Source organism: Winogradskyella sp. KYW1333 (assembly GCF_003335675.1).
In the GTDB taxonomy this organism is placed as follows: Bacteria; Bacteroidota; Bacteroidia; order Flavobacteriales; family Flavobacteriaceae; genus Winogradskyella.
Genome location: NZ_QPHL01000012.1, coordinates 77,927 through 103,222 on the forward strand (window position 1 = coordinate 77,927; position 25,296 = coordinate 103,222).

Here is a 25,296-nt window from a genome sequence, read left to right on the forward strand (position 1 = left end):
TTAAATTTAATAATTATGGAAAATACTGTAAAAATCACGGCAGCAGAAGTAAACAAATTGAGAAAGGCTACTGGTGCAGGTATGATGGATTGTAAGAAAGCATTAGTAGAAGCTAATGGAGATTTTGACAAAGCCATTGAAATATTACGTAAAAAAGGACAAAAAGTAGCAGCAAAACGTGCAGATAGAGAATCTACTGAAGGTGCTGCTATTGCAAAAGTAAATGGAGATAATACTGTTGGTGTTTCAATAGTATTAGGTTGTGAAACTGACTTTGTTGGTAAAAACGACAACTTTGTGGCACTTGCTCATGAGTTAGCTGATTTAGCATTAAACTTCAATTCTAAAGATGAGTTTTTAGACGCTGATTTTGGTGGAATGACTGTAGCTGAAAAATTAATTGAGCAAACAGGTGTGATTGGTGAAAAATTAGGCATTAATGCATTTGAGAAAATTGAAGCTCCATTTGTTGGTTCTTACATACATGCAGGAAACAAGATCGCTACTTTAGTCGGTTTATCAGCTAATGTTGATGGCGCAGATGTAGTTGCTAAAGATGTTGCTATGCAAACTGCTGCAATGAATCCTATTGCATTAAATGAAGAGGGTGTTGATGCATCTGTAATTGAAAAAGAAATTGAAATAGCAAAAGATCAACTTCGTCAAGAAGGTAAGCCAGAAGCTATGTTAGATAATATCGCTAAGGGTAAATTAAAGCGTTTCTTTAAAGACAACACTTTAGTTAATCAAGCTTTTATTAAAGATAGTAAAGTTAGTGTTGCTAATTATGTTAAGACAATTGGTGATGTTGAGGTAACTTCATTTAAACGTGTTGCCTTAGGATAATCTTTTTTATATAAAAAATCAAAACCCTCAAATAATATTTGAGGGTTTTTTTTGGCCTTTTTTTCGCTTTTAAAGAAGCTAAGAATTGTGTAGCTTTGTTCAACTTTCAAAATTCATAATGAAATACAAAAGAATTTTACTAAAACTTTCTGGTGAAGCTTTAATGGGCACTCGTCAGTATGGTATAGACCCTGAGCGTTTAGCCGAATATGCCAAAGACATAAAAACTATAACAGATAAAGGTGTTCAAGTAGCCATAGTTATTGGTGGCGGTAACATTTTTAGAGGTGTTGCTGGTGCGAGTAATGGTATGGATCGTGTGCAAGGCGACCATATGGGTATGCTTGCTACTGTTATTAACGGTTTAGCTTTACAAAGTGCATTAGAAGATGCTGATATCCCAACAAGATTGCAAACTGCAATAAAAATAAACGAAGTTGCAGAACCTTTTATTAGACGCAAGGCTTTACGTCATTTAGAAAAAGGTCGTGTTGTGATTTTTGGTGGTGGTACGGGTAACCCATACTTTACTACGGATTCAGCTGCCGTACTAAGAGCCATAGAAATGGAAGCAGATGTAATTTTAAAAGGAACTCGTGTAGATGGAATTTACGATGCAGATCCTGAAAAAGATACAAGTGCAATCAAATTTGATGAAATATCATTTGATGACGTACTTAGCAAAGGACTAAAGGTCATGGACACAACAGCCTTTACGTTAAGTCAAGAAAACAACTTACCAATTATCGTTTTTGATATGAATAAAAAAGGTAATCTATTAAAAGTCGTTTCTGGTGAAAATATTGGTACAGTAGTAAATTTATAAATTTGGCTTAAATTTTGATAATGCTCAATTAAAATTATAATACTATGAATGAAGAGATTGAATTTATTATAGACTCAGCTAAAGAGGCAATGGATGCCGCAATTAAGCATTTAGAAAAACAGTTGGTTAATATCAGAGCTGGGAAAGCAACACCGTCTATGTTAGGTAGCGTAATGGTGGATTACTATGGTGCACAAACCCCACTTAACCAAGTGGCAAATGTAAATAAACCAGACGGTAGAACTATCTCTGTACAACCATGGGAAAAGAGTATGCTTCAAGAAATTGAACGCGGTATTATGGTTGCCAATTTAGGTTTTAATCCAATGAATAATGGCGAAACAATAATCATAAACGTTCCACCATTAACTGAAGAGCGCAGAAAAGAATTGGCTAAGCAAGCAAAATCAGAGGCAGAAGATGCAAAAATTGGTGTTAGGAATGCCAGAAAAGATGCAATGCATGATATCAAAAAAACAGATGCATCTGAAGACCTTCAAGGAAATGCTGAGATTGATATACAAGAATTAACAGATACTTACGTTAAAAAGGTAGATAATATTCTAGATGTCAAAGAAAACGAAATTATGACGGTTTAGAATTCTTGAAAAACATTAAAAACATCCCAACAAAACGGGATGTTTTTTTTAACCACAATACATCTTTATGTACAAGCATTTCTTTGTTGTTATTTTTTTAATTGTTGCAACAAAATGTTTTGCTCAAAAACCAAATGAATTAGAAAAGGATTCAGCCCAAATCAAACAAGATTCCATAAAAAAAATCGAATTTATTAGAAAGCTAGGTAATGGTTATCTCCCTTTTAAATATTTTAATCTAGATTTAAGATACCTAATTAAATATAACCAATATGAAGGATTTAGGACAGGTCTTGGCGGAATAACCAATAATAAATTTTCTAAAAAATATCGTCTGAATGGTTATGCAGTATATGGATTTAAAGACGAACGATACAAATTTAGTATTGGTGGAGGATTTAGAATAATGGAGAATACTAATACTTGGATTAACTTGTCATACACCGATGACCTTCAAGAAACAGGTAGTTCTTCATTTTTAACAGACAAACGCTTTTTTACTTTTTTTGAACCTAGACTTCTTAACATTGACCTATTTCATAGGCATATAACAAAATCCATCTCGGTTGAGCATAAGATATCCAACAACCTACTGTCTGAAACACAGTTAGCAACTAGCAAAATTAACCCAACTTATAATTATAATTTTGTCTTAGGTAATGAAAGCTTCAATACTTTCGATGTTAGTACTGCCAGGATTAGCGTGCAATGGAGCCCATTTAGTATTTACAGATACGAAAAAGATTATATAGTTGAAGAAAAGAATGGGTATCCTAAATTTACAGTACAATATACGCAAGGATTTAAATCCATTTTTGGAAGTGATTTTAATTTTTCAAAATTAGATTTCAGAACTATTTATCATCTTCAACATAAAAATGAGTCATTAACAACTCTTGGTTTGGTAGCAGGTATTGCTGGAGGTGAAACTCCACTAACTCATCTATACCATTCTTACCCAAACAACATTAGAAAAGAAACAATTTTACAGCGTTTTTCGGTCGCAGGATTGAATAGTTTTGAAACCATGTATTTTAATGAGTTCTTCAGTGACAAGTTCAGTACGTTACAATTCAAACATTTCTTAAAACCGTTTAAAATTACTGAATGGTTTAAACCTCAATTAGTATTAATTTCTAGACATGCTGTTGGCACAATGAGTAGTATTGATAGACATCAAGGAATTGAATTTAGTACTTTAGAAAAGTTATACTCGGAATCTGGATTTGAAATTAATAAATTGTTCTTTGGGTTTGGATTGAGCTTTGCTTATCGATATGGTGGTTATCACCTTCCTAATTTTGAAGATAATATTGCCTTTAAGTTTACCTTTAATATTTCCCTTTAACATTTATTATATTCCTGTTAATTAAAGGGGAAATCCTTAGCTTTTTTCTACCTTTGCGGCTCATTTTGAAATGAATTTTGTTGTTAATTTAATTCAATTAAAAAAGAATTTCAAAAATCAACATCTTAAAGAATAAACTCTTTAAGAACTTAAGTGCATGTTTAAACTATTTACTACAGGATTTTGGGAGACTGTTGCAAGATTAATTCTTCGTAACAAAATCTTCATTTTAATAGTCATTGTTCTCGCTACTGTTTTTTTTAGTTTACAGTGGAAACATATGCGCTTTACTTACACTGAAGCGAATTTACTCCCAGATGAACATGAGGTTAATTTAGTATATAATAATTTTTTAGAGATCTTTGGTGAAGAGGGTAACCTTATTGTTCTTGGCGTAAAAGATTCAAGCCTTTTTACAGTAGAACAATTTAATGCATGGAATAAACTTGCAGATTCATTTAAAGAATTTGATGAAGTTGAAACAGTTCTTTCTATAAATGACTTACAAAAACTTGTAAAAAATACTAAAAAAGAACAGTTTGAATTAGAACCTTTTATACAAGATTCTATTAGCAGTATTGACCAACTAAATGATTTGCAGAAAGAGCTTTTTAAGAAGTATCCATTCTATGATAATTTTTTATTCAATGCAGATTCAAAAACTATAAGAACTGCCATATATCTTAAAAAAGATATTGTAAATACTTCGGTTAGAAAGGATTTCATAATTGAATACTTAGAAACCATAGTTGATTCCTTCGAACAAAAAACAGGTTTAGATGTTAGGGTTTCAGGAATGCCGTATATAAGAACTTTAAACTCACAAAATATTGTTGATGAGATTGGGCTTTTTATCAGTGCAGCTTTACTAGTAACCTCCTTGATTTTCTTTCTGTTTTTTAGATCGTTTAGAGCTACTTTTATTTCTTTAATAGTGGTCTGTATTGGAGTAATGTGGACCTTTGGCATACTTGGCCTATTAAAATACGAGATCACTGTCCTAACAGCATTAATACCTCCTTTAATCATCGTAATAGGCATACCTAATTGTATTTTTCTAATTAATAAATACCAGCACGAAGTAAAATCTCATGGTAATAAGGTAAAATCGCTTCAGCGCGTCATAACAAAAATTGGTAATGCCACTTTAATGACCAATGTTACAACGGCATCTGGTTTTGCAACATTCATACTTACCCAAAGTAAATTATTGAAAGAGTTTGGTATTGTAGCCTCATTAAGTATTCTAGCAATTTTCATTTTGTGCTTATTAATTATACCAAGTATATATACGTTTTTACCATATCCTAAAGCAAGACATTTGGAGCATTTAAATAAACGCTGGATTGGTGGTTTTGTTGATTGGATGGAGCGTATGGTCAAACACAAAAAAATCACAATTTACGTTACAGGTTTAATGCTAATTATTGTTAGTATGATTGGGATTAACAAAATCACCATTTCCGGAAGTCTTATTGAAGATATGCCTAAGAATAAACAATTCTTTAAAGATATTAGGTTCTTTGAGAACGAGTTTAACGGTATAATGCCACTTGAGATAATGGTTGACACCAAGCGCAAAAAAGGTGTAATGAAATTAGGTACCTTAAAGCGCATTAATGAGGTTGAAGAGTTGATTTTTGAAACTCCAGAGCTATCCAAGCCAATTTCAGTTGTAAGCTTAGTGAAATATAGTAAGCAAGCTTATTATAACGGCAATCCTAAGTACTATCAATTACCTACAAGCCAAGAGAATAGTTTTATATTATCCTATGCGAAAAACTCTAATTCGGAGGTAGATTTATTGAAAAACTTTGTGGATAGTACAGGCCAATATGCACGTGTTACTACTTTCATGAAAGATATCGGCACTGATAAAATGGAGCGCATTCAAGAGAATCTTCAAAATAAAATAGACAAAGTATTTCCAAAGGAGCGCTATGATGTGACACTAACAGGAAAGGCATTAGTTTTTCAAAAGGGAACAAAGTATCTGGTAAGGAACCTTGTTATTTCATTAAGCTTGGCCATATTCTTAATTTCATTATTTATGGCTTATATGTTCCGTTCATTTAGAATGATCATCGTATCCTTAATCCCAAATCTATTACCGTTACTTATAACTGCAGGTTTAATGGGCTTTCTAGGTGTACCGATAAAACCATCTACAATTCTCGTATTTAGTATTGCTTTTGGTATTTCTGTTGATGATACCATACATTTCTTGGCAAAATACAGACAGGAATTGCAAGCTAATCACTGGAAAATAAGAAAATCCGTTTATGGTGCCTTAAGAGAAACTGGTGTAAGTATGTTCTATACATCTATCGTTCTTTTCTTTGGGTTCTCTGTATTTACTATTTCTAGTTTTGGTGGTACTGTGGCCTTAGGTGCATTGGTGTCTGCAACCTTATTATTTGCGATGCTATCAAATCTGTTATTATTACCTTCATTATTATTGTCACTGGAGCGAAATATTGCAAACAAAGAGGTACTAAGGGAACCAGCAATTAATATTATTCCAGAGGAAGATGATGACGAGGATGAAATTGAAAATAAAGAAGAAAATATATCTTAGCATTTAAAAATTTAAATAGAAATGATGACTAAAACTGTAGCAGAATTACTTTCACAAGAGGTGACCTTGCAAGATTTTACCGTAAAAGGATGGGTTAGAACGTTTAGGGCAAATCGATTTATTGCTTTAAACGATGGTTCTACTTTAAATAATATCCAGTGTGTAGTAGATTTCGAAAATTTCGATGAGGCAACATTAAAGCGTGTTACAACTGGTGCTGCAATTCATGTATCTGGTGAATTGGTTGAGAGTCAAGGAAAAGGACAAAAAGTTGAAATCCAAGTAAAAAAACTTGAGATTTTAGGTGACTCAGATCCTGAAACATACCCTATTCAACCAAAGAAACACTCGTTTGAGTTTTTAAGAGAAAATGCGCATTTACGTACACGTACAAACACATTTAGTGCTGTAATGCGTTTGCGTTCGTCATTATCATTTGCAATCCATAAATACTTTACTGAAAACGGGTTTTACAATATGCATACTCCAATTGTAACTGGAAGTGATGCAGAAGGCGCAGGAGAAATGTTTAGAGTTAGCACTTTAGATGCTAAGAACCCACCACTTAATGAAAATGGTGAAGTAAATTATTCAGAAGACTTCTTTGGAAAAGAAACTAATCTCACTGTTTCTGGGCAATTAGAAGCAGAAACCTATGCCATGTCTTTGGGTAAAGTTTATACATTTGGCCCAACTTTCAGAGCAGAAAACTCTAATACTTCACGTCATTTGGCTGAGTTTTGGATGATAGAACCAGAAGTTGCTTTTATGGATTTAGCTGGCAATATGGATTTGGCAGAAGACTTCTTAAAATCTGTTTTAAACTATGTTTTAGAACATAATTTAGCAGACTTAACGTTTCTAGAGAAAAGACTTTTAGATGAAGAAAAAACCAAACCTCAAGCCGAAAGAAGCGAAATGAGTTTAATTGAGAAAATGAGGTTTGTTGTAGACAATAACTTTATGCGAGTTAGCTATACCGAAGCAATTGAAATTCTGAAGAACTCTAAGCCTAATAAGAAAAAGAAATTCAAATATATCATTGATGAATGGGGAGCAGATTTGCAGTCTGAGCATGAACGATTCCTAGTAGAAAAACACTTTAAATGTCCAGTAATTTTATTTGATTATCCAGCAAATATTAAGGCCTTTTATATGCGTTTAAATGAAGATGGGAAAACTGTAAGAGCTATGGATATACTTTTCCCAGGTATTGGTGAAATGGTTGGAGGCTCTCAACGTGAAGAAAGATTAGATATTTTAGTTGAAAAAATGAAAGCATTAGATATACCTGAGGAAGAATTATGGTGGTATCTAGATTTACGTAAGTATGGAACTGCTGTACATTCTGGTTTCGGACTCGGCTTTGAAAGATTAGTTATGTTTGCCACTGGTATGAATAATATTAGAGATGTAATACCATACCCAAGAACACCTCAAAACGCAGAATTTTAAAGAAAAGTGAAACCTGTTAAGAATTACTCACCTGACAGGTTTTTTTATTAATTTTAAAATATAAGAGAAATCATTAAATGGCCCTAAAACAGTATTTACAATTTAAACTTTCACAAAAGCTATCACCTCAGCAAATTCAATTGATGAAGCTGATTCAATTGCCTACGCAAGCTTTTGAACAACGCTTAAAACAAGAGCTTGAAGAAAATCCAGCACTTGATACTGGCAAAGAAAATGACAATTCTGAAGATTCTTTTGATGAATTTGATAATAGTGGCGAAGAATTTAACGACAATGACTCAATTGACACAGATGACATTAATGTAGATGAATATTTAAGTGATGACGAAATTCCAGATTACAGAACACAAGCAAATAATTACAGTGTTGATGATGATGAAAAGAACATACCTTATGCCGCTGGCACGTCATTTACACAACATTTAGTTAATCAATTAAATACATTCAGGCTTTCAGATCAACAAGAAGAAATAGCACAATTTTTAGTTGGTAGTATTGATGAAAGTGGCTATATAAGACGATCACTTTCAGACATAACGGATGATTTGGCATTTACTCAAAATATTTATACCAACGAAGAGGAAGTTGAAGAAGTACTGAAGATTGTACAACAGTTGGATCCTGCTGGTGTTGGCGCTAGAGATCTTCAGGAATGTTTAAGCATTCAATTACATAGAAAAGAACAAAATTCAGATGTTGAGTTAGCTTCAAAAATTATAGATAAAGCATTTGAACAATTCATTAAAAAACATTACAAGAAATTAATGCAAAAATTTAGCATTAATGAGGAGCAATTAAAAGATGCAATTGAGGAAGTTGAGCGATTAAATCCTAAACCAGGAGGTTCATATGCAGGAAACAATAAGATAATTGAGCATATAGTCCCAGACTTTACAATTCAAATAGTTGAAGGTGAATTAGAATTGAAATTAAATGGACGAAATGCACCAGAACTCCACGTATCTAGAGAATACAATAACATGTTAAAAGGTTATAAAGATTCAAAGGAAAAATCAAAAGCACAAAAGGATGCAGTAATGTTCATTAAGCAAAAACTAGATGCTGCCAAGTGGTTTATTGAAGCTGTCAGACAAAGGCAACAAACTCTTTTTGTCACAATGAGTGCTATTATGAATTATCAGAAAGAATATTTCTTAACTGGTGACGAAAGAAAACTTCGCCCAATGATATTGAAAGATATTGCAGATGAAATTGATATGGATGTATCAACCATATCAAGAGTCGCAAATAGTAAGTATGTTGATACTCCATATGGAACTAAATTAATTAAGGAATTTTTCTCTGAGTCCATGACTAACGACCAAGGTGAAGAAGTTTCAACGAGAGAAATCAAAAAGATATTAGAGACTGTAATTGAAGAAGAAAACAAAAAGAAACCACTTACAGACGAAGCACTATCCAAAATATTGAAAGATAAAGGATATCCTATTGCTAGACGTACAGTTGCGAAATACAGAGAGCAATTAGATATTCCTGTAGCAAGACTTAGAAAAAAGATTTAAAAATGAGAGATTCTATTTTAAAAAGCATCTCATTTATTTTCCATCCACTAATAATGCCATTATTGGGTGTTATATTTTACTTTTCTAAAACACCTAGGTTTATACCCGAGCCTGTAATGAAGGCGAAAATATTCTCAGTTATTATACTAACAATTACACTTCCGATTCTCCTTTTTTTCTTACTTAAAACTATTAATAAAGTAGACACCATATACCTTAAGACAACGAAGGAAAGGGTTTTGCCTTTATTAATCAACTCAATAATTATTACGTTAATTCTATTACGCGTTATGACGCCAAATGAAATAGAGGAATTATTTTACTTCTTTCTAGGAATCTTAATTTCAAATCTACTATGTCTTTTCTTGGCACTATATAGTATTAAGGCAAGTATTCATATGATTGCAGCCACCGGGTTCTTTATGTTTGCCGTAGGAATTGGAATCCATTTTAAAATCAACATTAACGGAACAATTGCTTTAATGATGATAATTTTAGGCGCAATTGCAACATCGAGACTTCATTTAAATGCACATACAAATGAAGAGTTAATTGCAGGTGCTTTTGCGGGTCTATTACCTCAATTAATATTATTTAATTTCTGGTTATAAAATATAAAATATCAAACCAAGCCTTATAACATTCATATCTATGGTTTCGCTATTCAATTTTGAGTCATCATTGAAAATTGAATTCAGACCATAATAAGCATGGAAATTCCATGTTCCATAACCAGCGCCTAATGTTAACCCATATTGAAATTTATTAAACGAATCAATATTAGAAAGCTGAACGTCACCAGCGCTAGATTTTAGTTTTGTAGAGTTATGTAGCATGTAACCAAGCTTAAAACCAGTGTAAATTCGCCAAAAATTATAATCTGAAGCTGTTGAAGTCCTCCATCTTATTTCTAAAGGTACTTCAACAAGGTACGTAGAGAATTTATTCTTAGAAACATTGATTTCGTCTTCATTAAGTATGCTGAAGATTATTACCTTGTTCTCTTCAATTATTGACAAATTTTGATTGTAAGAATTTAAAGAAAAACCAATACCTAAACCTATTGCAAAATCTCTGTCTTTATTAATCGGCATATCTCTTATAAAACCTATATGAAATCCAGTTGAAAAACCACTTTGTGCTAAACCGTCTGGTTTAGAATTAAGCAAATTATACGTTACCGAAGCATAAAATTGATCTTCTCGATAATTCTTGTACAAATCGGTTTTGTCATTGCTTTGAGAAATCCCAATCTGACTAAAAACTAAAATAAATAGCAATAGAAAATACTTCATAAGGTTAAATCTACAAAAACTTTAATTGCCGCATAAAAAAACGTCCTGATTACTCAGGACGTTTCTCTAACTAAGATTAAGAATCTTTATTATTCTGCTTTTGTGTTAGTTATATACATAACTTTCAATGTATTTGCTTTACGCAATTCTTGCTTAATATCTGAGACAAGACCAGCATGTGTGTCTTTATCTACTTTAAGCCCTACTACAATTTTACTTTTAAGTTCTTCATTCATGTCTGCCTGTGCCTGTAATACAGATGCTTGTACATCTTCTACACTGATAAAGGCATCATTAAACTGAATTCTTGGTTCTTCACCAAACTGTTTATATTGACTGTTTGGCTTACCTGCATAGATAAAAGTAGTTCTATCCTTTTTCAATTTTTCTACTTGATCTGCACCTGGTAACCTATTCTCAATCATTAAAGAACTATCTCTCATTACTGTTGCTACCATGAAAAAGAAAAGCAACATAAATACAATATCAGGTAAGGATGCCGTTGAAATTGCTGGCAATTCACTTTTTCCTCCTTTTTTAAACTTTGACATATCCGTTACTTTTAGTTTTTATCTGGTTCTGCTTCAGACAACTTAAGTGGGTAAAGCTTCTTAATGGTTTCTATGCGCTCATTAAGTTCTTCATCCTTCTTAAACTGATTTTTTTCCTTCTCTGCTAACATTGCTGCATACACTTTATCCTCATTTGGATAATATCTTTTGTACAACCTTGTTGCCTCTCTTTCTCTTAAGAAATTATAAGCCGCAACAAGTTCATTCTGAACATCAATGTATTTCTCATAAGAAGTTTCTCTATCATGTTTCATTGAAATAATTGCCTTGTCTGGGTGATCTGATGAACTTGGAGATCTTTTACCCTGACAATAGTCACAACTTGCTCCTTCAGCATTTGTACCACCACCATTATCCAAAAACTCTATTGTTGCTTGTCTAAGATCTTTAAGCTCCATTTGCTCATCCTCAACAAGAAGTTGATTTCTACGGTTAATAAGAACCGTAAATAAGTTCTTCTGCTTTATAATTGGTGGCTCTACTTCAGAGTCATCAATTGGTGGCAAACTTCTTAATAGACCTTTGTCCTTTTCAATTGTTGTTGTTACTAAGAAAAAGATAAGTAATAAGAAGGCAATGTCAGCCATTGATCCTGCGTTTACTTCGGGTGCTGCTCTTTTTGCCATATTCTATTATTTGCTAATTACTTTTTTAACTCCTGAGAAAATCATTGTTAGTGCAGCAACAACAATTAATATATAAAATGCTGTAAGGCCTGCACCAACCATTTGCGATTGACTTTCTGTAGCAAAACCATCTTGCAATTTATATTGCATTGGATCACCACCAGACATCACATATGATATAAATAATACTGCGGCAAAAGCTCCAAAACCAATTAAAGTATTTTTAAGACCAGATGTGTTAGTGAATAAATTTTTGATAACAAAAATTATAACAAAAGCCAACACAAGTCCTAGAATTATGTAAGCCACAAATGCCATAGGATCTACTATTGCAGTATCTCCATTCAGTGCCGCTGCTTTTATCTCGTCGTCACCCTTAGATATTATTCTCGCTAAGAAAATAATACCAGCAACGCCAAGTAAGCCAGCTACTATTTTTAATATTTTATGTAAATTCATAATTAAAGTGGTCTTTTATTTTTTGTGTCTTACTAATAAATCCATCAGTGTGATAGATGCATCCTCCATGTCATTAACAATACTATCAATTTTTGCAATGATGTAGTTATAGAAAATTTGAAGTATAATCGCAACAATAAGACCAAATACTGTTGTTAAAAGTGCTACTTTAATACCACCTGCTACCAATGATGGTTGCATGTCACCTGCAGCTTCAATTTTATCAAAGGCCTGAATCATACCAATTACCGTACCCATGAAACCAAGCATTGGTGCTAATGCTATAAATAAAGAAATCCAAGATACATTCTTTTCTAACTGACCCATCTGAACTCCACCATACGCTACAACAGCTTTTTCAGCAGCGTCGATATCCTCATCAGCTCTATCTAATCCTTGGTAGAAAATAGATGCAACGGGTCCTTTTGTATTTCTACAAACTTCTTTAGCAGCTTCAACACCTCCTGATGCTAAGGCATCTTCTACGTTTTGAGTTAATTTCTTTGTGTTTGTTGTTGAAAGGTTTAAAAAGATAATTCTCTCAATAGCAATTGCTAATCCAAGAATTAAACATAATAGTACAATACCCATAAATCCAGGACCACCTTCAATAAAACGCTTTTTTAATTCTTGATGGAAACTCAAATCTTCACCGGACGCATCTGCATCATCTTGAGTCATTGTTGTTACAGTTGCTGTTGTTGATGCATATGTTGTTGCATTTAAATTAACAGTTCCGATTGCCATTAAACATGTTATGGCGAGGATAGAAAATAATCTTTTCATTGTTCTTAATCTTAATTAAATTAGTTAAAGTGTTAAAGATAAAAAAAATAATGTAATCAAGGCTTAAAACATAAGCAGAGAGGAAGGGATTCGAACCCTCGATACCCTTTTGAGGTATACACACTTTCCAGGCGTGCGCCTTCGACCACTCGGCCACCTCTCTGTAAATTTTAAATCAAAATTACAGAACGCCAAATAACGAAAAAAACTTTAAACACTAAAATTTGAGGCGTTAATTTTAAGTCAGTTCACCTCTCAGTGGTTTCTCAAAATAATATTGGAATTCTTCTGCTTTAATATTATATCCTAAGAGATACATTAATTTGGCAACCGCAGCTTCAGTTGTAATATCCTTTCCTGATATTACACCAATAGATTTTAGTTGTGAGCTTGTTTCGTATTGCCCCATTATTACGCTACCACCTGAACACTGCGTTACATTAATAATGTATAATCCTCTCTTGATAGCATTTTTAAGTTGATTAATAAACCACTTTTCTGTTGTAGCATTACCAGATCCATAGGTTTCAATTATTAATCCTCTTAAATTTTTAGCGCTCAACACAGTTTCAACAAATGGCTCTGATATCCCTGGAAATAATTTTAATACTCCAATATTTGTATCTAACTCTGTTCTAACTATAAGATCATCTTTAAATTCTTTCTTTCTCAAGAACTCATGATTAATCTTTAAATGTACACCTGACTCTGCCAATGTTGGATAATTTGGTGAATCGAAAGCTTCAAAATGTTCGGCGTTTATTTTAGTGGTTCTGTTTCCTCTGTAGAGTTTATATTCAAAATATAAACATACTTCTCTTATTATTGGCATACCTTCATCGTGAAGTGACGCAAGTTGTATAGAGGTGATTAGATTTTCTTTTGCGTCTGTGCGCAAATCGCCAATTGGTAATTGTGACCCACTAAAAATAACTGGCTTTTCTAGATTCTCAAGCATAAAACTTAAAATCGATGCGGAGTAGCTCATGGTATCACTTCCATGCAAAACCACAAAACCATCAAAACTTGTGTAATTGGTTTCAATTATGTTGGCAATTGCTTCCCAATACAAAGGACTCATATTAGATGAGTCTATGGGATTATCAAATGAAACACTTTCAATATTACAATCTAGCAATCTTAATTCTGGGATTTTTATCAGCAAACTATCAAAATCAAATGCCTTTAAAGTACCAGTGAGAGAATCCTTTACCATACCAATTGTACCTCCAGTGTAAATAAGAAGAATGTTTTGCTTTTTCATAATTATACTCCAAAAACGGTTTTAGAATTCTCAGTAGTTATGGATGCAATATCTTGGATACTCATTTTATAAAGTTCGGACATTTTTTCTAAAACCTTAATTATATATGAACTTTCATTACGTTTACCTCTATATGGTTTTGGTGCTAAATAGGGTGCATCCGTTTCTAAAACAATATGTTTTAAATCAATCTGATTTATGAACTGATCTATTTTCCCATTCTTAAAGGTTACTACACCACCTATACCCAATTTCATATTGTAAGAAATGGCTTTATGTGCTTGCTCAATTGTACCAGTAAAACAATGAAAAATACCAAACAAATCATCTGATTTTTCTTGCTCTAAAACATTAAATATTTCATCAAATGACTCACGGCAATGGATTACAATAGGTAGTTTATATTTCTTTGCTAAATTAATTTGATGCCTAAAAGCTTCAATCTGAATATCTAAAGTAGATTTATCCCAGTATAAATCAATTCCAATTTCACCGACAGCATAAAACTTTCGTTTTGATAACATCTCTTCAACATGTGCAAGCTCTTCTTTAAAATTCTCCTTAACATGTGTTGGATGCAATCCCATCATAAGAAATATATGATTTGGAAAATCTTTCTCTAATTGTAGCATAGATTTGGTGTAAGTAGAATCTATAGCCGGAATAAAAAATCGCTCAATATTTTTATTAATTGCACGTTTAATCATTTCAGACCTGTCCTTATCAAATGATTCACTATACAAATGGGTATGCGTGTCTGTTATTATCATGTTGCAAAAGTAATTGTTTAGTATATTATATTTACACAAATTCAAAAAATGGAAACGTTACGCGACTTTCTTTTAGCTAAAGGGTATTTAAAAATTAAATTAAAATTCACCAAAACAAACCATTTTGAAATTAAGGCTTCAATAAATGGTATTAAAGGACGTTTTATTTTAGACACTGGTGCCTCAAGTAGTTGCGTTGGTTTTGAAGCTATAGATCGTTTTAATTTAAAGGTCAAAGATTCTGAAATTAAAGCTGTTGGTGCTGGAGCATCTGATATGGTAACGCAAATTTCTAAATCCAACAACCTAAAAATTGGAAAGTGGGAAAAAAATAGGGTTGCTTTAATCCTGTTTAATTTGTCTCATGTAAACAAAGGACTCATAAATCACAATGCTGAGCCTGTGGATGGTATTATTGGTGCAGATGTTTTAAAAAAAGGGAAAGCAATTATTGATTACGAAAAAAAATATCTTTATTTAAAAATGAAAGAAATTTCTTGAATGAAAGAATCTTAGTATCTTCACATTTCAGGTATTCTAAAATAGAGCAATGAAACCAACCATCATTATTGCTGACGATCATCCTTTGGTATTAAAAGGTCTTAAAGACTTTTTAACCGAAAAGAATTACAACCTATTGGCCACTGCCAAAAATGGAAAAATTGCATTGTCTTTAATAAAAGCACATTCTCCAGATATTGCAATTTTAGATATTAAGATGCCCTTTTTAACAGGTCTAGAAATTGCTGAAAAGTGTAAAGAAGCTAAAATTAAAACTAAAATTGTACTTATTACTCTTGAAAAAGAGGAGAGTATTTATCTTAAGGCAAAGAAGCTTGGTGTTTATGGTTATGTTCTAAAAGAGTTTGCCTTAGAAGAAATTGAAAATTGTATATCCTCAGTTGTTAAAGATAAGCCCTACTTCAGCCCAGAATTAATATCCTATATTGAAATTGACAATACTTCTTCTCTCTTAGATAATTTAACAAATACTGAGTTAAAAATCTTAAAGATTATTGCAAAAAATAAAACTGCAAAGGAAATTGCGGAGGAATTACACTGCTCTCCTAGAACTGTGGAGAAACATAAAAGTCACATTATAAGGAAATTAAACATTGATAGATCGCCTAATAGTCTTCTAATTTGGGCTAAGGAAAACCAAAATCATTTATCTTAAAAATACGTAAGGTTACGTATAGTTTTGTATTAATTTATTTACAATCTTTACAGTGTTATTAATAAAGGGTTAATAACGAGCTATTAATTAGTTCTTAGGGGATTATTTGAGCCTTGAACATTTTGTTCAAGGCTCTTTTTTATGATACAACTAAATATACGTAAGGTTACGTATTGTGTTGTATTACATTATTTTACACCTTTACATTGCTATTAATCGTAAGCCTCAGATTAAATTCTGAAAAGCTCTGGTTTTTACTAATTCAGAGTTTTCTTTAAAACATATTTTTATCATGAATACTTTTAATGAGAATACTACAAAAAAGGACAAGATCATTATTGCACTATTAATCATATATTCCATCTTTGTGGTATCAGCCAATGTGGCAATTAATTTTTTTAGTTAATTTTAGTTAGTTGTTCTTTTAAGTTAGTAATTACAAGAACAAAAAAAGCGCATACTTTATAGTTGCGCTTTTTTCTTTGTAAATAATTTTAAATCTAAACTACATTTCGAGTGCGTTCTTAGGATTATTGCCCATTAATAGTTCTATAGGGTTCTCTAAAGCCTCTTTAACAGCTACCAAGAAACCAACCGATTCCTTGCCGTCAATTATCCTATGATCATAAGATAAAGCCACAAACATTATTGGTCTAATTTCAACTTTTCCATTAACCGCAACCGGTCGTTCTACAATATTGTGCATCCCCAAAATACCACTTTGTGGTGGGTTAATAATTGGAGTAGACAACATACTACCAAATACACCTCCATTTGATATAGTAAATGTACCTCCTGTCATCTCATCTACCGTTATTTGACCATCTCTAGCTCTTATTGCCAATCTTTTAACTTCTGACTCAACACCTTTAAAAGTCAACTCTTCAGCATTTCTAATTACCGGCACCATTAATCCTTTTGGTCCTGAAACGGCAATACTTATATCGCAAAAATCATAGGTAATCATTTCCTTGCCATCAATCATTGAATTTACCGCAGGATACATTTTCAATGCTCTAACAACTGCCAAAGTAAAGAAACTCATAAAGCCTAGACTAACGCCATGCTTAGCTTTAAAATCTTCTTTGTATTCTTTTCTAAGTTCAAAAATTGGGGACATGTCAACCTCATTGAAAGTAGTTAACATGGCTGTTGTATTTTTAGCTTCGACCAATCGCTCAGCAACCTTACGTCTTAACATTGACATTTTGCTTCGAGAACTTACTCTATCACCACCATTAGCAGAACCCATAGAAGGTACGGCCTTAACAGCATCATCTTTAGTAATACGTCCATCTCTTCCAGTTCCTTTTACTGAAGTTGCCTCAATTCCTTTTTCGTCAAGTATCTTTTTGGCTGCAGGACTTGGTGTACCAGTAGCATAAGTTTTAGCCTCAGTAGATTTTAACTCTTCATTTATAGGTATAGACTCTACTTTTTTCTCAACTTTAGTATCGGAAGATTGGCCTTCTGGTTTAGTAGCACTCGTATCGATTAAACAAACAACCTGACCAACTGCTACTGCATCCCCTTCTTCAGCCTTAAGTGAAATTGTACCACTGACCTCTGCTGGAAGTTCTAATGTAGCTTTATCACTATCTACCTCTGCAATGGCTTGATCTTTCTCAACATAATCACCATCTTCTACTAACCACTCTGCTATTTCTACTTCAGTTATTGATTCGCCTGGTGAAGGCACTTTCATTTCTAAAATCATGGACTTGTTTTATTAAAGCTTTAATTTGAGTTGTATTTAATTTTCTTTACTGATTGTTTTTAGATTTATCAAAAACAAAATTTATTACTTCTTGGTGTCTCAGTTTAGAGCGTACAGAACTACCTGCGGCAGGCGCACTGTAGACTCTCCTGCTTGCTACTCTAAATTGTCTTGCCTCATCAAAATGCATCAAAATATGCGAATAAGCACCCATATTTCTAGGTTCTTCTTGTGCCCAAACCATATCATCTGCATTCTTGTATTTTTTTATCACCATTGTCATGGCTTCTACTGGCAAAGGAAATAATTGCTCCACCCGTACTAAAGCAACATCTGTTCTTTTCAGACTATCCCTTTCCTCTAGCAAGTCGTAATAGAATTTACCGGTAACAAATACTACCGACTTTACATCATTTTCCTTTACCGAATCATCATCAATCAACATTTGAAAACTACCATTTGTAAATTCTTCGACTGTTGATACAGCTTTTGGATGACGTAATAAACTCTTCGGTGTAAATACGATTAACGGCTTTCTGTAGTTAGCCTTCATCTGTCTTCTCAACAAATGAAACATATTTGCAGGTGTTGTACAATCTGCCACAAACATATTGTCCCTTGCACATAATTGTAGGTAACGTTCCATACGCCCAGAAGAGTGCTCAGCACCTTGGCCTTCATAACCGTGTGGTAGTAACATTACCAAACCGTTTTGAGTTTTCCATTTATCTTCACCTGAGGATATGTATTGGTCAATCATTATTTGAGCACCATTACTAAAATCTCCAAATTGTGCTTCCCAAATGGTTAGTGTATTTGGACTTGCCATGGCATAACCATAATCAAAACCAACAACACCATATTCTGACAACAATGAATTGAAAATATTGAATTGACCCTGATTCTTTGAAACATTTTTTAATAGAATTATTTCTTCTTCACTATCCTCTACTTTAACTACTGCATGTCTATGTGAAAAGGTACCTCGCTCAACATCCTGTCCCGAAATTCTTACGTTAAATCCTTCATTTAAAAGCGAACCATAGGCTAAATGTTCTGCCATGGCCCAATCTAAACGATCTTCATTAAACATAGTTTGACGTGACTCAACTAACCTCTGAATTTTTCTTATAAACTTTTTATCTGACGGAAGGTTAGAAATTACTTTAGTAATGTCACTTAATACAGTTTTTGGAACTGCTGTATCAATAGTTTCTATCATGGTATTTTCCCTAACTCTAGTGAATCCTTTCCATTCTTCCTGCATAAATGCAGTTATCTCCGTTTTATCCTCTTTACGAGAGTCTACTAATTTTTCTTCAAGCTGTTCTTTATACTTGGATTCAATATACTTAACATAACCCTCATCTATAACACCTTCATCTATCAATCGTTGCGCATAGATATCTCTTGGATTTCTGTGTTTAGCAATCGCTTTATATAAAAGTGGTTGTGTAAATTTAGGTTCATCACCTTCGTTATGACCATATTTTCTGTATCCGAGAAGATCAATAAAAACGTCTCTTTTGAATCGCATTCTAAAATGAAGTGCAAAAAGTGCAGCATGTACCACAGCTTCCGCATCGTCTGCATTAACATGTATCACAGGAGATAAGGTAACTTTACCAACGTCTGTACAATAAGTACTTGAACGACCGTCTAGATAATTGGTAGTAAATCCTATTTGATTATTCACAACAATATGGATTGTACCATTGGTTTTATAACCATCTAATTTGGCCATTTGAACTACCTCATAAACCAAGCCTTGTCCAGCAATTGCTGCATCACCATGCACCACTATAGGGAGTACCTGTGAAGCATCCTCAATTTCTTCTTTATCTTGTTTTGCTCGAGCAATTCCTTGCACAACTGCACCAACGGTTTCTAAGTGTGAAGGATTGGGAGCAATACTTATATTTATTTTTTTATTGTTATAGGTTTCTCTATTACTGGTCCAGCCCAAATGATATTTTACATCTCCATCAAATAATTTCTCTTGATAGTCCTTACCGTCAAATTCACTAAAAATATCCTTTGCCGATTTACCAAAAATATTAGTCAATGTACTTAATCGTCCACGATGTGCCATTCCCATTACAAACTCCTTAACACCTTCATCAGCAGCTTTTTCAATAATGGCATCAACTGCTGGAATTAATGATTCGTTCCCTTCTAGTGAAAAACGTTTTTGACCAACATATTTTGTATGAAGAAAAGATTCAAAAGCTACAGCCTGATTCAATTTTTTAAGAATATATTTCTTTTCTTCTGCTGTAAAATTGGCGTGGTTATCGTTAACGTTCAGCTTTTTTTGGATCCATTCAATTTCTTCAGGTTTTCTAATATACATGTACTCTACACCTATTGAGTCACAATAAATACTTTCTAGGTGGTCAATAATTACTTGCAATGTATTTGGCCCTATTCCAATAACTTCACCTGCTGAAAAAACAGTTTGCAAATCCTTTTGCTCAAGACCAAAATTCTCTATTTCCAAGGTCGGTGCATACTTACGTCTAGCTCGCACAGGATTAGTTTTGGTAAATAAATGTCCTCTGCTTCTGTAACCATCAATTAATTTTACAACTTGAAACTCTTTTTGTAATTGTTCGGGAATTTGAGTAGAAACACCTTCTACTATTTCACCCTCCATACCATAATTTTCAGTCCCAAAATCATAACCCTGAAAAAAGGCTCGCCAGCTTGGTTCAATAGAATCAGGATTTTTAAGGTATTGGTCGTATATATCAGCAAAATATGCCGTATGTGCTGCGTTGAGAAAGGAATATTTATCCATTACTTTTTATCAAACGTTGTCGTTTCAAAAAATTTCTCCAAAAATACAACATTTAACAAATATAAATATGGTTTTACTATATTTATCACACTGAGAAAATCATAAAATTATGAAGCTATTTTTTTTAACTACATATAATTCCAAATCTTTAATTTCTTGTCTATTTGTCACTTGTTTTTTCTACAGTTCATCCATTGCCCAAAACACTTTAGATAGTAAAAGTAGTTTTTGGGAAAATGTTCAGTTTGGAGGCGGAATTGGAATTAATTTTGGCGATGGCTATTTTAGTGGTGCGTTAGCTCCTAATGCCTTGTATAGATTAAGCCCATTTGTGTCTACAGGTATTGGTCTAAATTTTCAATATAGTTCTCAAAAGGATTTATTCAAATCCACTGTAGTTGGTGGCAGTGTTATTGGTCTATTTTCACCTGCCAGAACTGTACAGATTTCTACAGAATTTGAACAGTTGTATGTTAAAAGAGATTTTGATCAAAATTTTGTTGGTAATGCAGATGACAGTTATTGGTATCCTGCATTATTCTTAGGTGTTGGATACACAAGTGGAAGAATGACTTTTGGTATTAGATATGATATCTTATACGATGATGACAAAAGCATACAGCCTGAAGCTTGGATGCCCTTTGTTAGATTTTGGTTTTAACTTTTGAATTTATTCAAAATATTGTTTATTTATTTTCATTGAAATAAATTAAACATATTTTACTTTTAAAATATTTATATTCACTTTTTTAAATTCAACCTAATATGAAATATCTGCCAAAAATTTTAGTACTAGCTATAATTATAGCACTTATTAGCTGTGGTGAAAACAAAAAAACTGAAGGTGTTAGTTATGGTAAACCTGTTGCCGAGAAAGTGCCAGCGTCAGAACGTGTAGATTTAAAAAACAAAGGTGTTGGGTCCGTAAGATCTGTAGATTTGCCATTAGTTGTTGATGAAGAATTAGCCAAATCAGGTGAAGAAATTTATGGGAAATTATGTGTAGCCTGTCATATGGTTGATAAAAAATTCATTGGCCCAGCTCCAAATGGAATATTAGAGCGCAGATCACCAGAATGGGTAATGAATATGATATTAAACCCTGAAAAAATGGTTAAAGAAGATCCATTGGCTAAAGACCTTTTAGAAGAATACAACGGTTCTCCAATGGTAAGCCAAAACGTAACTAGGGACGAAGCTAGAGCAATTCTAGAATATTTTAGAACTCTCTAACTTTTAGCTCTATACCATACTTTCTGCCATTCTCTTTGAAGAATTAAAAACGTAACATTTTCAGATAGATTTATGACATCTTCAGTATCTAGTTGACGTATTTTATTCTCAGAAACGTCTACTTGATATAGCAGATTTAAATAATCAGAAAACTTGTTTTGTATGAGATGATAAACCGTTTCTTGCAATACCAACTTCAAACTCGTTGATAAAGTATCTATATCAAACTCTAAATCTATATTGGCCAAGTGTAAGTCCTTATTAAGCTGAACAATTAGTTTCTTATAAAGTTTTAATGATTCGGCCTCTTCAATTAAATCATTAAATTTTTTAGGCAGACTCATTAAACACGTCTATTCATTAGTTGTTCACCAAACAATTGTAACACTTGTTTTTTGTCTTCAGAAATATTTAGAGTTGCAAGTACTTTGAATGCCTTATCCGTAAATTCTATAACCGCTTCTTGGGTAGCACTAGAAGCGCCTGAATCAGTGAATAAATCTTTAATGGATTTTACTTTTAAGTCATCTGATATCTCATCATTATTAATAGTTTTTATTAATAAGTTTTGTTGTAATTCAGAACCTAATTCTAGTGTTTTTAGATATAAATACGTTTTCTTGTTTTCAAGAATATCACCACCAACCTGCTTCCCAAATGTTTCCGGATTTCCAAAAGCATCTAAATAATCATCTTGTAATTGAAAAGCTATACCCAAGAATCTCCCAAAATCATAAATCCCTTCTTGATCTGTTTGTGATGCTCCCGCGACAATAGCTCCCATTTTCATCGCAGCACCAACTAAAACCGCTGTTTTATACTCAATCATTTTTAAGTACTCAGGAATAGTTACATCGTTTCTCATTTCAAAATCGATGTCATACTGTTGCCCTTCACAAACCTCAAGAGCTGTTTTGCTGAATAACTTTGCTAGAGATTGAAACTTTTCTGAATCATAATTTTCAAATAGTTGATATGCAAGAATCAACATTGCGTCACCAGATAATATCCCAGTATTTAAGTCCCATTTTTCATGAACCGTTTGCTTTCCTCTTCTCAAAGGCGCATCGTCCATAATATCATCATGTATTAATGAAAAATTATGGAATACCTCAACAGATAATGCGGCATCTAATGCCAAATTAGCTTCAGAACCAAATACTTCTGCTGTCATTAGAGTTAGGACTGGCCTAAGACGTTTTCCTCCTAGTTTAAGAATATAGTTTATTGGCTCATATAGGTTGTTCGGCTCTTTGTCAACAGCATATTTATTCAAATTATCAATGAATAATTTCTGGTAAGTTTCAATTTTTTGCATAACACAAAAATAAAACTTTCATCATGTTTTAAGCTAATTTTAACGATGTTAAATTATTATTAAAACTTTGGAAACTTTTTTTGTTTTTAAAGTTTCCTGACCTAAATTTGCCAATTCAATTATGAGAGAAAAAATTATACATAAGGCTTCAGAATTATTTTTGACCCTGGGTTTTAAAAGTGTAACAATGGACGATATAGCCAATGCTTTGGGTATATCCAAAAAAACAATTTATGTGCATTTTAACAATAAAACCAAACTGGTAGAGGCAGTAACATTTACATTATTTGAAAATATTTGCGACGGGATAGATTGTATTTGTTCAGATGCAAACAACCCAATTGAAGAGCTGTACGATATAAAAATGTTTGTGATGCAACATTTAAAAAATGAACAAGCATCACCAATATTTCAATTAAAGAAATATTACCCAAATATTCATGATGCATTAAAAACAAGACAATTTGAAAAAATGCACCAATCTGTTTCCGAAAGTCTTACAAAAGGAATTGAAACAAAATTGTTTAGATCGAATATTGATATTGACTTTATTGCAAGGCTCTACTTTAACGGTATGACAGGTATTAAGGATGAAGCTATATTTCCTCGACACAAATTCTCGATGGAATATTTAATTGAAAACTTCTTGGAGTACCATCTAAGAGCAATTGTTACAGAAAAAGGATTTACAATTTTAAATACGTTTATTACTAAAAATCAATCATAAAATTAGAATGAAACATTTATCAATATTAATATTTCTATTGCTGTTTAGTTTAGGTTTTAGTCAGGCATATCCTGAAAGACTAAGCTTGCAAGAAGCTATTGATTATGCTTTAGAAAACAATAGAATTGCAAAAAATGCTGCCAGAGATATTGAAGTTGCCAAAAAACAGAAATGGGAAACCATTGCTACAGGATTACCTCAACTCGATGCAAGTATTAATTATCAAAACTTCTTAAAACAACAGGTCTCAGTAATACCTGCTGAATTCTTTGGTGGCAATCCAGGAGAATTTGCAGAAGTAATCTTTGGCACAAAACAAAATGCTACAGCAACTGCCACATTAAATCAACTCATATTTGATGGGTCTTATATTGTAGGGTTGCAGTCTACAAAGGTTTTTTTAGAAATTTCCAAAAATGCAAAAGACAAAACAGATTTAGAAGTTAGGGAAGCTGTCATTAATGCCTATGGAAATGTTCTTGTTTCCATAGAAGGTGTTAAAATTATAGAAAAAAACATCTCTGTTATTCAAGATAATTTAGATGAGACTACTAAGATTTATGAAAATGGCCTTGAAGAACTAGAAAGCGTTGAACAACTTCAAATTACACTTTCTAACCTTCAAAGTGATTATGACAATCTAAAGCGATTAGAAGTAATTGCATTTCAAATGCTAAATATTACTTTAGGTATAGAATATAGTGCTCCCTTAGAACTTACGGATACCTTAGAATCATTGGCTTTCCAAAATTTAGCTAATGAAACAATTAATGCAGAAAGTGATGTCACTGTTACACTTGACTATCAAATTGCAGACAATGATAAAAGATCTAAAGAGCTACTTGTAAAGCTTGAACAAAGTAAAGCATTGCCAAGGTTAAGTGGTTTTATAAATGGAGGGTACAATACATTTGCAGATGACTTTGTTTTTCTTGACAACAATACTGAGTGGTTCGGATTTTCATTATTAGGTTTAAATCTAGATATTCCCATTTTTAGTTCAGGAATGCGAGGTGCCGCTACACAAAGGGCAAAAATTAATTTAGAAAAAGCCAAAGATGACCTTACGGAGGTTGAACAACTCCTTAAACTTCAAATAGCAACTGCAAAAAGCAAATATCAGTTTGCAACAGAAGACTATTTTAATAAAAAGAGAAACTTAGATTTAGCTGAACGTATCGCTCAAAAAAATGAGACCAAGTTCTTTGAGGGCATTGGATCAAGTTTTGAATTAAGACAGGCACAAACTCAACTTTATAGTGCGCAACAACAGTTGCTTCAAACTATGCTAGATGTAATAAATGCTAAAGCAGAATTAGAAACGATAACAAACACACCGAGTAAATACTAAAAATT

Annotated in this window: 25 protein-coding genes and 1 tRNA gene; 14 read left to right on the top strand and 12 right to left on the bottom strand. The window is 32.8% G+C overall.

What is annotated here, in order from left to right:
- Positions 1-15: 15 nt before the first annotated feature.
- The 8 genes from tsf to DUZ96_RS02860 all read left to right on the top strand — a co-directional run bounded on the left by tsf (position 16) and on the right by DUZ96_RS02860 (position 9,807).
- On the top strand, positions 16-846 hold the full coding sequence (gene tsf, locus DUZ96_RS02825; protein WP_114300340.1) for a translation elongation factor Ts: 831 nt from the start codon (positions 16-18) through the stop codon (positions 844-846).
- Between the two features lie 118 nt (positions 847-964).
- Entirely contained in the window at positions 965-1,672 is a 708-nt protein-coding gene (gene pyrH, locus DUZ96_RS02830) for a UMP kinase (protein WP_114300342.1), read from the top strand.
- A gap of 44 nt (positions 1,673-1,716) precedes the next feature.
- Entirely contained in the window at positions 1,717-2,271 is a 555-nt protein-coding gene (frr, locus tag DUZ96_RS02835; RefSeq protein WP_114300344.1) for a ribosome recycling factor, read from the top strand.
- 67 nt (positions 2,272-2,338) lie between these two features.
- Entirely contained in the window at positions 2,339-3,619 is a 1,281-nt protein-coding gene (locus DUZ96_RS02840; protein ID WP_114300346.1) for a DUF5686 family protein, read from the top strand.
- 157 nt (positions 3,620-3,776) lie between these two features.
- Positions 3,777-6,197 carry an RND family transporter gene (locus DUZ96_RS02845; RefSeq protein WP_114300348.1) on the top strand — a complete coding sequence of 807 codons (2,421 nt, stop codon included), beginning with the start codon at positions 3,777-3,779 and terminating at the stop codon, positions 6,195-6,197.
- A gap of 21 nt (positions 6,198-6,218) precedes the next feature.
- A complete protein-coding gene (gene asnS, locus DUZ96_RS02850; protein ID WP_114300350.1) occupies positions 6,219-7,652 on the top strand; it encodes an asparagine--tRNA ligase in 1,434 nt (477 codons plus the stop codon).
- 77 nt (positions 7,653-7,729) lie between these two features.
- Positions 7,730-9,196, top strand: a complete 1,467-nt coding sequence (gene rpoN, locus DUZ96_RS02855; protein ID WP_114300352.1) for an RNA polymerase factor sigma-54 — start codon at positions 7,730-7,732, stop codon at positions 9,194-9,196.
- Between the two features lie 2 nt (positions 9,197-9,198).
- Positions 9,199-9,807 carry a hypothetical protein gene (locus DUZ96_RS02860; RefSeq protein WP_114300354.1) on the top strand — a complete coding sequence of 203 codons (609 nt, stop codon included), beginning with the start codon at positions 9,199-9,201 and terminating at the stop codon, positions 9,805-9,807.
- On the opposite strand, the gene DUZ96_RS02865 is transcribed toward DUZ96_RS02860, so the two are convergent.
- The 8 genes from DUZ96_RS02865 to DUZ96_RS02900 form a co-directional block, all read right to left on the bottom strand.
- On the bottom strand, positions 9,802-10,491 hold the full coding sequence (locus DUZ96_RS02865; protein ID WP_114300356.1) for a porin family protein: 690 nt from the start codon (positions 10,489-10,491) through the stop codon (positions 9,802-9,804). The two genes, DUZ96_RS02860 and DUZ96_RS02865, sit on opposite strands and share 6 nt — an antisense overlap.
- Positions 10,492-10,580: 89 nt before the next feature.
- Positions 10,581-11,042 (bottom strand): biopolymer transporter ExbD, encoded by a 462-nt coding sequence (locus DUZ96_RS02870; RefSeq protein ID WP_114300358.1) that lies wholly within the window; start codon positions 11,040-11,042, stop codon positions 10,581-10,583.
- A gap of 11 nt (positions 11,043-11,053) precedes the next feature.
- Complete coding sequence (locus tag DUZ96_RS02875) at positions 11,054-11,689, bottom strand: biopolymer transporter ExbD (RefSeq protein ID WP_114300360.1); 636 nt, start codon at positions 11,687-11,689, stop codon at positions 11,054-11,056.
- Positions 11,690-11,695: 6 nt separating this feature from the next.
- Positions 11,696-12,148, bottom strand: coding sequence for a hypothetical protein (locus DUZ96_RS02880; RefSeq protein ID WP_114300362.1), 453 nt, complete (start codon positions 12,146-12,148; stop codon positions 11,696-11,698).
- A 15-nt stretch (positions 12,149-12,163) separates the two neighbouring features.
- The gene (locus DUZ96_RS02885; protein WP_114300364.1) at positions 12,164-12,934 is read right to left on the bottom strand and encodes a MotA/TolQ/ExbB proton channel family protein; all 771 of its coding nucleotides are present in this window, start codon (positions 12,932-12,934) and stop codon (positions 12,164-12,166) included.
- Positions 12,935-13,009: 75 nt separating this feature from the next.
- Positions 13,010-13,097, bottom strand: a tRNA-Ser gene (locus DUZ96_RS02890).
- A gap of 75 nt (positions 13,098-13,172) precedes the next feature.
- Complete coding sequence (locus DUZ96_RS02895; protein ID WP_409010760.1) at positions 13,173-14,201, bottom strand: asparaginase; 1,029 nt, start codon at positions 14,199-14,201, stop codon at positions 13,173-13,175.
- On the bottom strand, positions 14,201-14,968 hold the full coding sequence (locus DUZ96_RS02900) for a TatD family hydrolase (RefSeq protein WP_114300368.1): 768 nt from the start codon (positions 14,966-14,968) through the stop codon (positions 14,201-14,203). The genes DUZ96_RS02895 and DUZ96_RS02900 overlap by 1 nt, the downstream gene beginning before the upstream one ends.
- A gap of 48 nt (positions 14,969-15,016) precedes the next feature.
- Here DUZ96_RS02900 and DUZ96_RS02905 point away from each other — a divergent pair, with 48 nt between their 5' ends.
- Entirely contained in the window at positions 15,017-15,469 is a 453-nt protein-coding gene (locus DUZ96_RS02905) for a TIGR02281 family clan AA aspartic protease (protein WP_114300370.1), read from the top strand.
- Positions 15,470-15,518: 49 nt separating this feature from the next.
- Positions 15,519-16,145: a response regulator transcription factor gene (locus DUZ96_RS02910; protein ID WP_114300372.1), complete on the top strand. Its 627-nt coding sequence runs from the start codon at positions 15,519-15,521 to the stop codon at positions 16,143-16,145.
- 505 nt (positions 16,146-16,650) lie between these two features.
- Here the strand turns inward: DUZ96_RS02910 and odhB are convergent.
- A complete protein-coding gene (odhB, locus tag DUZ96_RS02915; protein ID WP_114300374.1) occupies positions 16,651-17,862 on the bottom strand; it encodes a 2-oxoglutarate dehydrogenase complex dihydrolipoyllysine-residue succinyltransferase in 1,212 nt (403 codons plus the stop codon).
- Between the two features lie 46 nt (positions 17,863-17,908).
- Positions 17,909-20,662 (bottom strand): 2-oxoglutarate dehydrogenase E1 component, encoded by a 2,754-nt coding sequence (locus DUZ96_RS02920; RefSeq protein ID WP_114300376.1) that lies wholly within the window; start codon positions 20,660-20,662, stop codon positions 17,909-17,911.
- 109 nt (positions 20,663-20,771) lie between these two features.
- Here DUZ96_RS02920 and DUZ96_RS02925 point away from each other — a divergent pair, with 109 nt between their 5' ends.
- Positions 20,772-21,323: an alpha-ketoglutarate decarboxylase gene (locus tag DUZ96_RS02925; protein WP_258774299.1), complete on the top strand. Its 552-nt coding sequence runs from the start codon at positions 20,772-20,774 to the stop codon at positions 21,321-21,323.
- 104 nt (positions 21,324-21,427) lie between these two features.
- On the top strand, positions 21,428-21,895 hold the full coding sequence (locus DUZ96_RS02930; RefSeq protein WP_114300378.1) for a cytochrome c: 468 nt from the start codon (positions 21,428-21,430) through the stop codon (positions 21,893-21,895).
- On the opposite strand, the gene DUZ96_RS02935 is transcribed toward DUZ96_RS02930, so the two are convergent.
- Together DUZ96_RS02935 and DUZ96_RS02940 are read right to left on the bottom strand one after the other, a co-directional pair.
- On the bottom strand, positions 21,892-22,239 hold the full coding sequence (locus DUZ96_RS02935; protein WP_114300380.1) for a hypothetical protein: 348 nt from the start codon (positions 22,237-22,239) through the stop codon (positions 21,892-21,894). The genes DUZ96_RS02930 and DUZ96_RS02935 overlap by 4 nt on opposite strands.
- Complete coding sequence (locus tag DUZ96_RS02940; protein WP_114300382.1) at positions 22,239-23,213, bottom strand: polyprenyl synthetase family protein; 975 nt, start codon at positions 23,211-23,213, stop codon at positions 22,239-22,241. Before DUZ96_RS02940 ends, DUZ96_RS02935 begins: the two co-directional genes overlap by 1 nt.
- A gap of 121 nt (positions 23,214-23,334) precedes the next feature.
- On the opposite strand from DUZ96_RS02940, the gene DUZ96_RS02945 reads away from it, so the two are divergent.
- The gene (locus DUZ96_RS02945; RefSeq protein WP_114300384.1) at positions 23,335-23,940 is read left to right on the top strand and encodes a TetR/AcrR family transcriptional regulator; all 606 of its coding nucleotides are present in this window, start codon (positions 23,335-23,337) and stop codon (positions 23,938-23,940) included.
- 7 nt (positions 23,941-23,947) lie between these two features.
- Entirely contained in the window at positions 23,948-25,291 is a 1,344-nt protein-coding gene (locus DUZ96_RS02950; protein WP_114300386.1) for a TolC family protein, read from the top strand.
- Positions 25,292-25,296 lie beyond the last annotated feature (5 nt).

Bases quoted from the DNA above. Each gene is read 5' to 3' on its own strand.
- DUZ96_RS02935 (WP_114300380.1), bottom strand. From the start codon at position 22,239: ATGAGTCTGCCTAAAAAATTTAATGATTTAATTGAAGAGGCCGAATCA.
- DUZ96_RS02875 (WP_114300360.1), bottom strand. From the start codon at position 11,689: ATGGCAAAAAGAGCAGCACCCGAAGTAAACGCAGGATCAATGGCTGAC.
- DUZ96_RS02920 (WP_114300376.1), bottom strand. From the start codon at position 20,662: ATGGATAAATATTCCTTTCTCAACGCAGCACATACGGCATATTTTGCT.
- DUZ96_RS02900 (WP_114300368.1), bottom strand. From the start codon at position 14,968: ATGATAATAACAGACACGCATACCCATTTGTATAGTGAATCATTTGAT.
- DUZ96_RS02870 (WP_114300358.1), bottom strand. From the start codon at position 11,042: ATGTCAAAGTTTAAAAAAGGAGGAAAAAGTGAATTGCCAGCAATTTCA.
- tsf (WP_114300340.1), top strand. From the start codon at position 16: ATGGAAAATACTGTAAAAATCACGGCAGCAGAAGTAAACAAATTGAGA.
- asnS (WP_114300350.1), top strand. From the start codon at position 6,219: ATGATGACTAAAACTGTAGCAGAATTACTTTCACAAGAGGTGACCTTG.
- odhB (WP_114300374.1), bottom strand. From the start codon at position 17,862: ATGATTTTAGAAATGAAAGTGCCTTCACCAGGCGAATCAATAACTGAA.
- DUZ96_RS02880 (WP_114300362.1), bottom strand. From the start codon at position 12,148: ATGAATTTACATAAAATATTAAAAATAGTAGCTGGCTTACTTGGCGTT.
- DUZ96_RS02930 (WP_114300378.1), top strand. From the start codon at position 21,428: ATGAAATATCTGCCAAAAATTTTAGTACTAGCTATAATTATAGCACTT.
- DUZ96_RS02950 (WP_114300386.1), top strand. From the start codon at position 23,948: ATGAAACATTTATCAATATTAATATTTCTATTGCTGTTTAGTTTAGGT.
- DUZ96_RS02865 (WP_114300356.1), bottom strand. From the start codon at position 10,491: ATGAAGTATTTTCTATTGCTATTTATTTTAGTTTTTAGTCAGATTGGG.
- DUZ96_RS02860 (WP_114300354.1), top strand. From the start codon at position 9,199: ATGAGAGATTCTATTTTAAAAAGCATCTCATTTATTTTCCATCCACTA.
- DUZ96_RS02845 (WP_114300348.1), top strand. From the start codon at position 3,777: ATGTTTAAACTATTTACTACAGGATTTTGGGAGACTGTTGCAAGATTA.
- frr (WP_114300344.1), top strand. From the start codon at position 1,717: ATGAATGAAGAGATTGAATTTATTATAGACTCAGCTAAAGAGGCAATG.
- DUZ96_RS02945 (WP_114300384.1), top strand. From the start codon at position 23,335: ATGAGAGAAAAAATTATACATAAGGCTTCAGAATTATTTTTGACCCTG.
- DUZ96_RS02885 (WP_114300364.1), bottom strand. From the start codon at position 12,934: ATGAAAAGATTATTTTCTATCCTCGCCATAACATGTTTAATGGCAATC.
- pyrH (WP_114300342.1), top strand. From the start codon at position 965: ATGAAATACAAAAGAATTTTACTAAAACTTTCTGGTGAAGCTTTAATG.
- DUZ96_RS02940 (WP_114300382.1), bottom strand. From the start codon at position 23,213: ATGCAAAAAATTGAAACTTACCAGAAATTATTCATTGATAATTTGAAT.
- DUZ96_RS02840 (WP_114300346.1), top strand. From the start codon at position 2,339: ATGTACAAGCATTTCTTTGTTGTTATTTTTTTAATTGTTGCAACAAAA.
- DUZ96_RS02905 (WP_114300370.1), top strand. From the start codon at position 15,017: ATGGAAACGTTACGCGACTTTCTTTTAGCTAAAGGGTATTTAAAAATT.
- rpoN (WP_114300352.1), top strand. From the start codon at position 7,730: ATGGCCCTAAAACAGTATTTACAATTTAAACTTTCACAAAAGCTATCA.
- DUZ96_RS02925 (WP_258774299.1), top strand. From the start codon at position 20,772: ATGAAGCTATTTTTTTTAACTACATATAATTCCAAATCTTTAATTTCT.
- DUZ96_RS02910 (WP_114300372.1), top strand. From the start codon at position 15,519: ATGAAACCAACCATCATTATTGCTGACGATCATCCTTTGGTATTAAAA.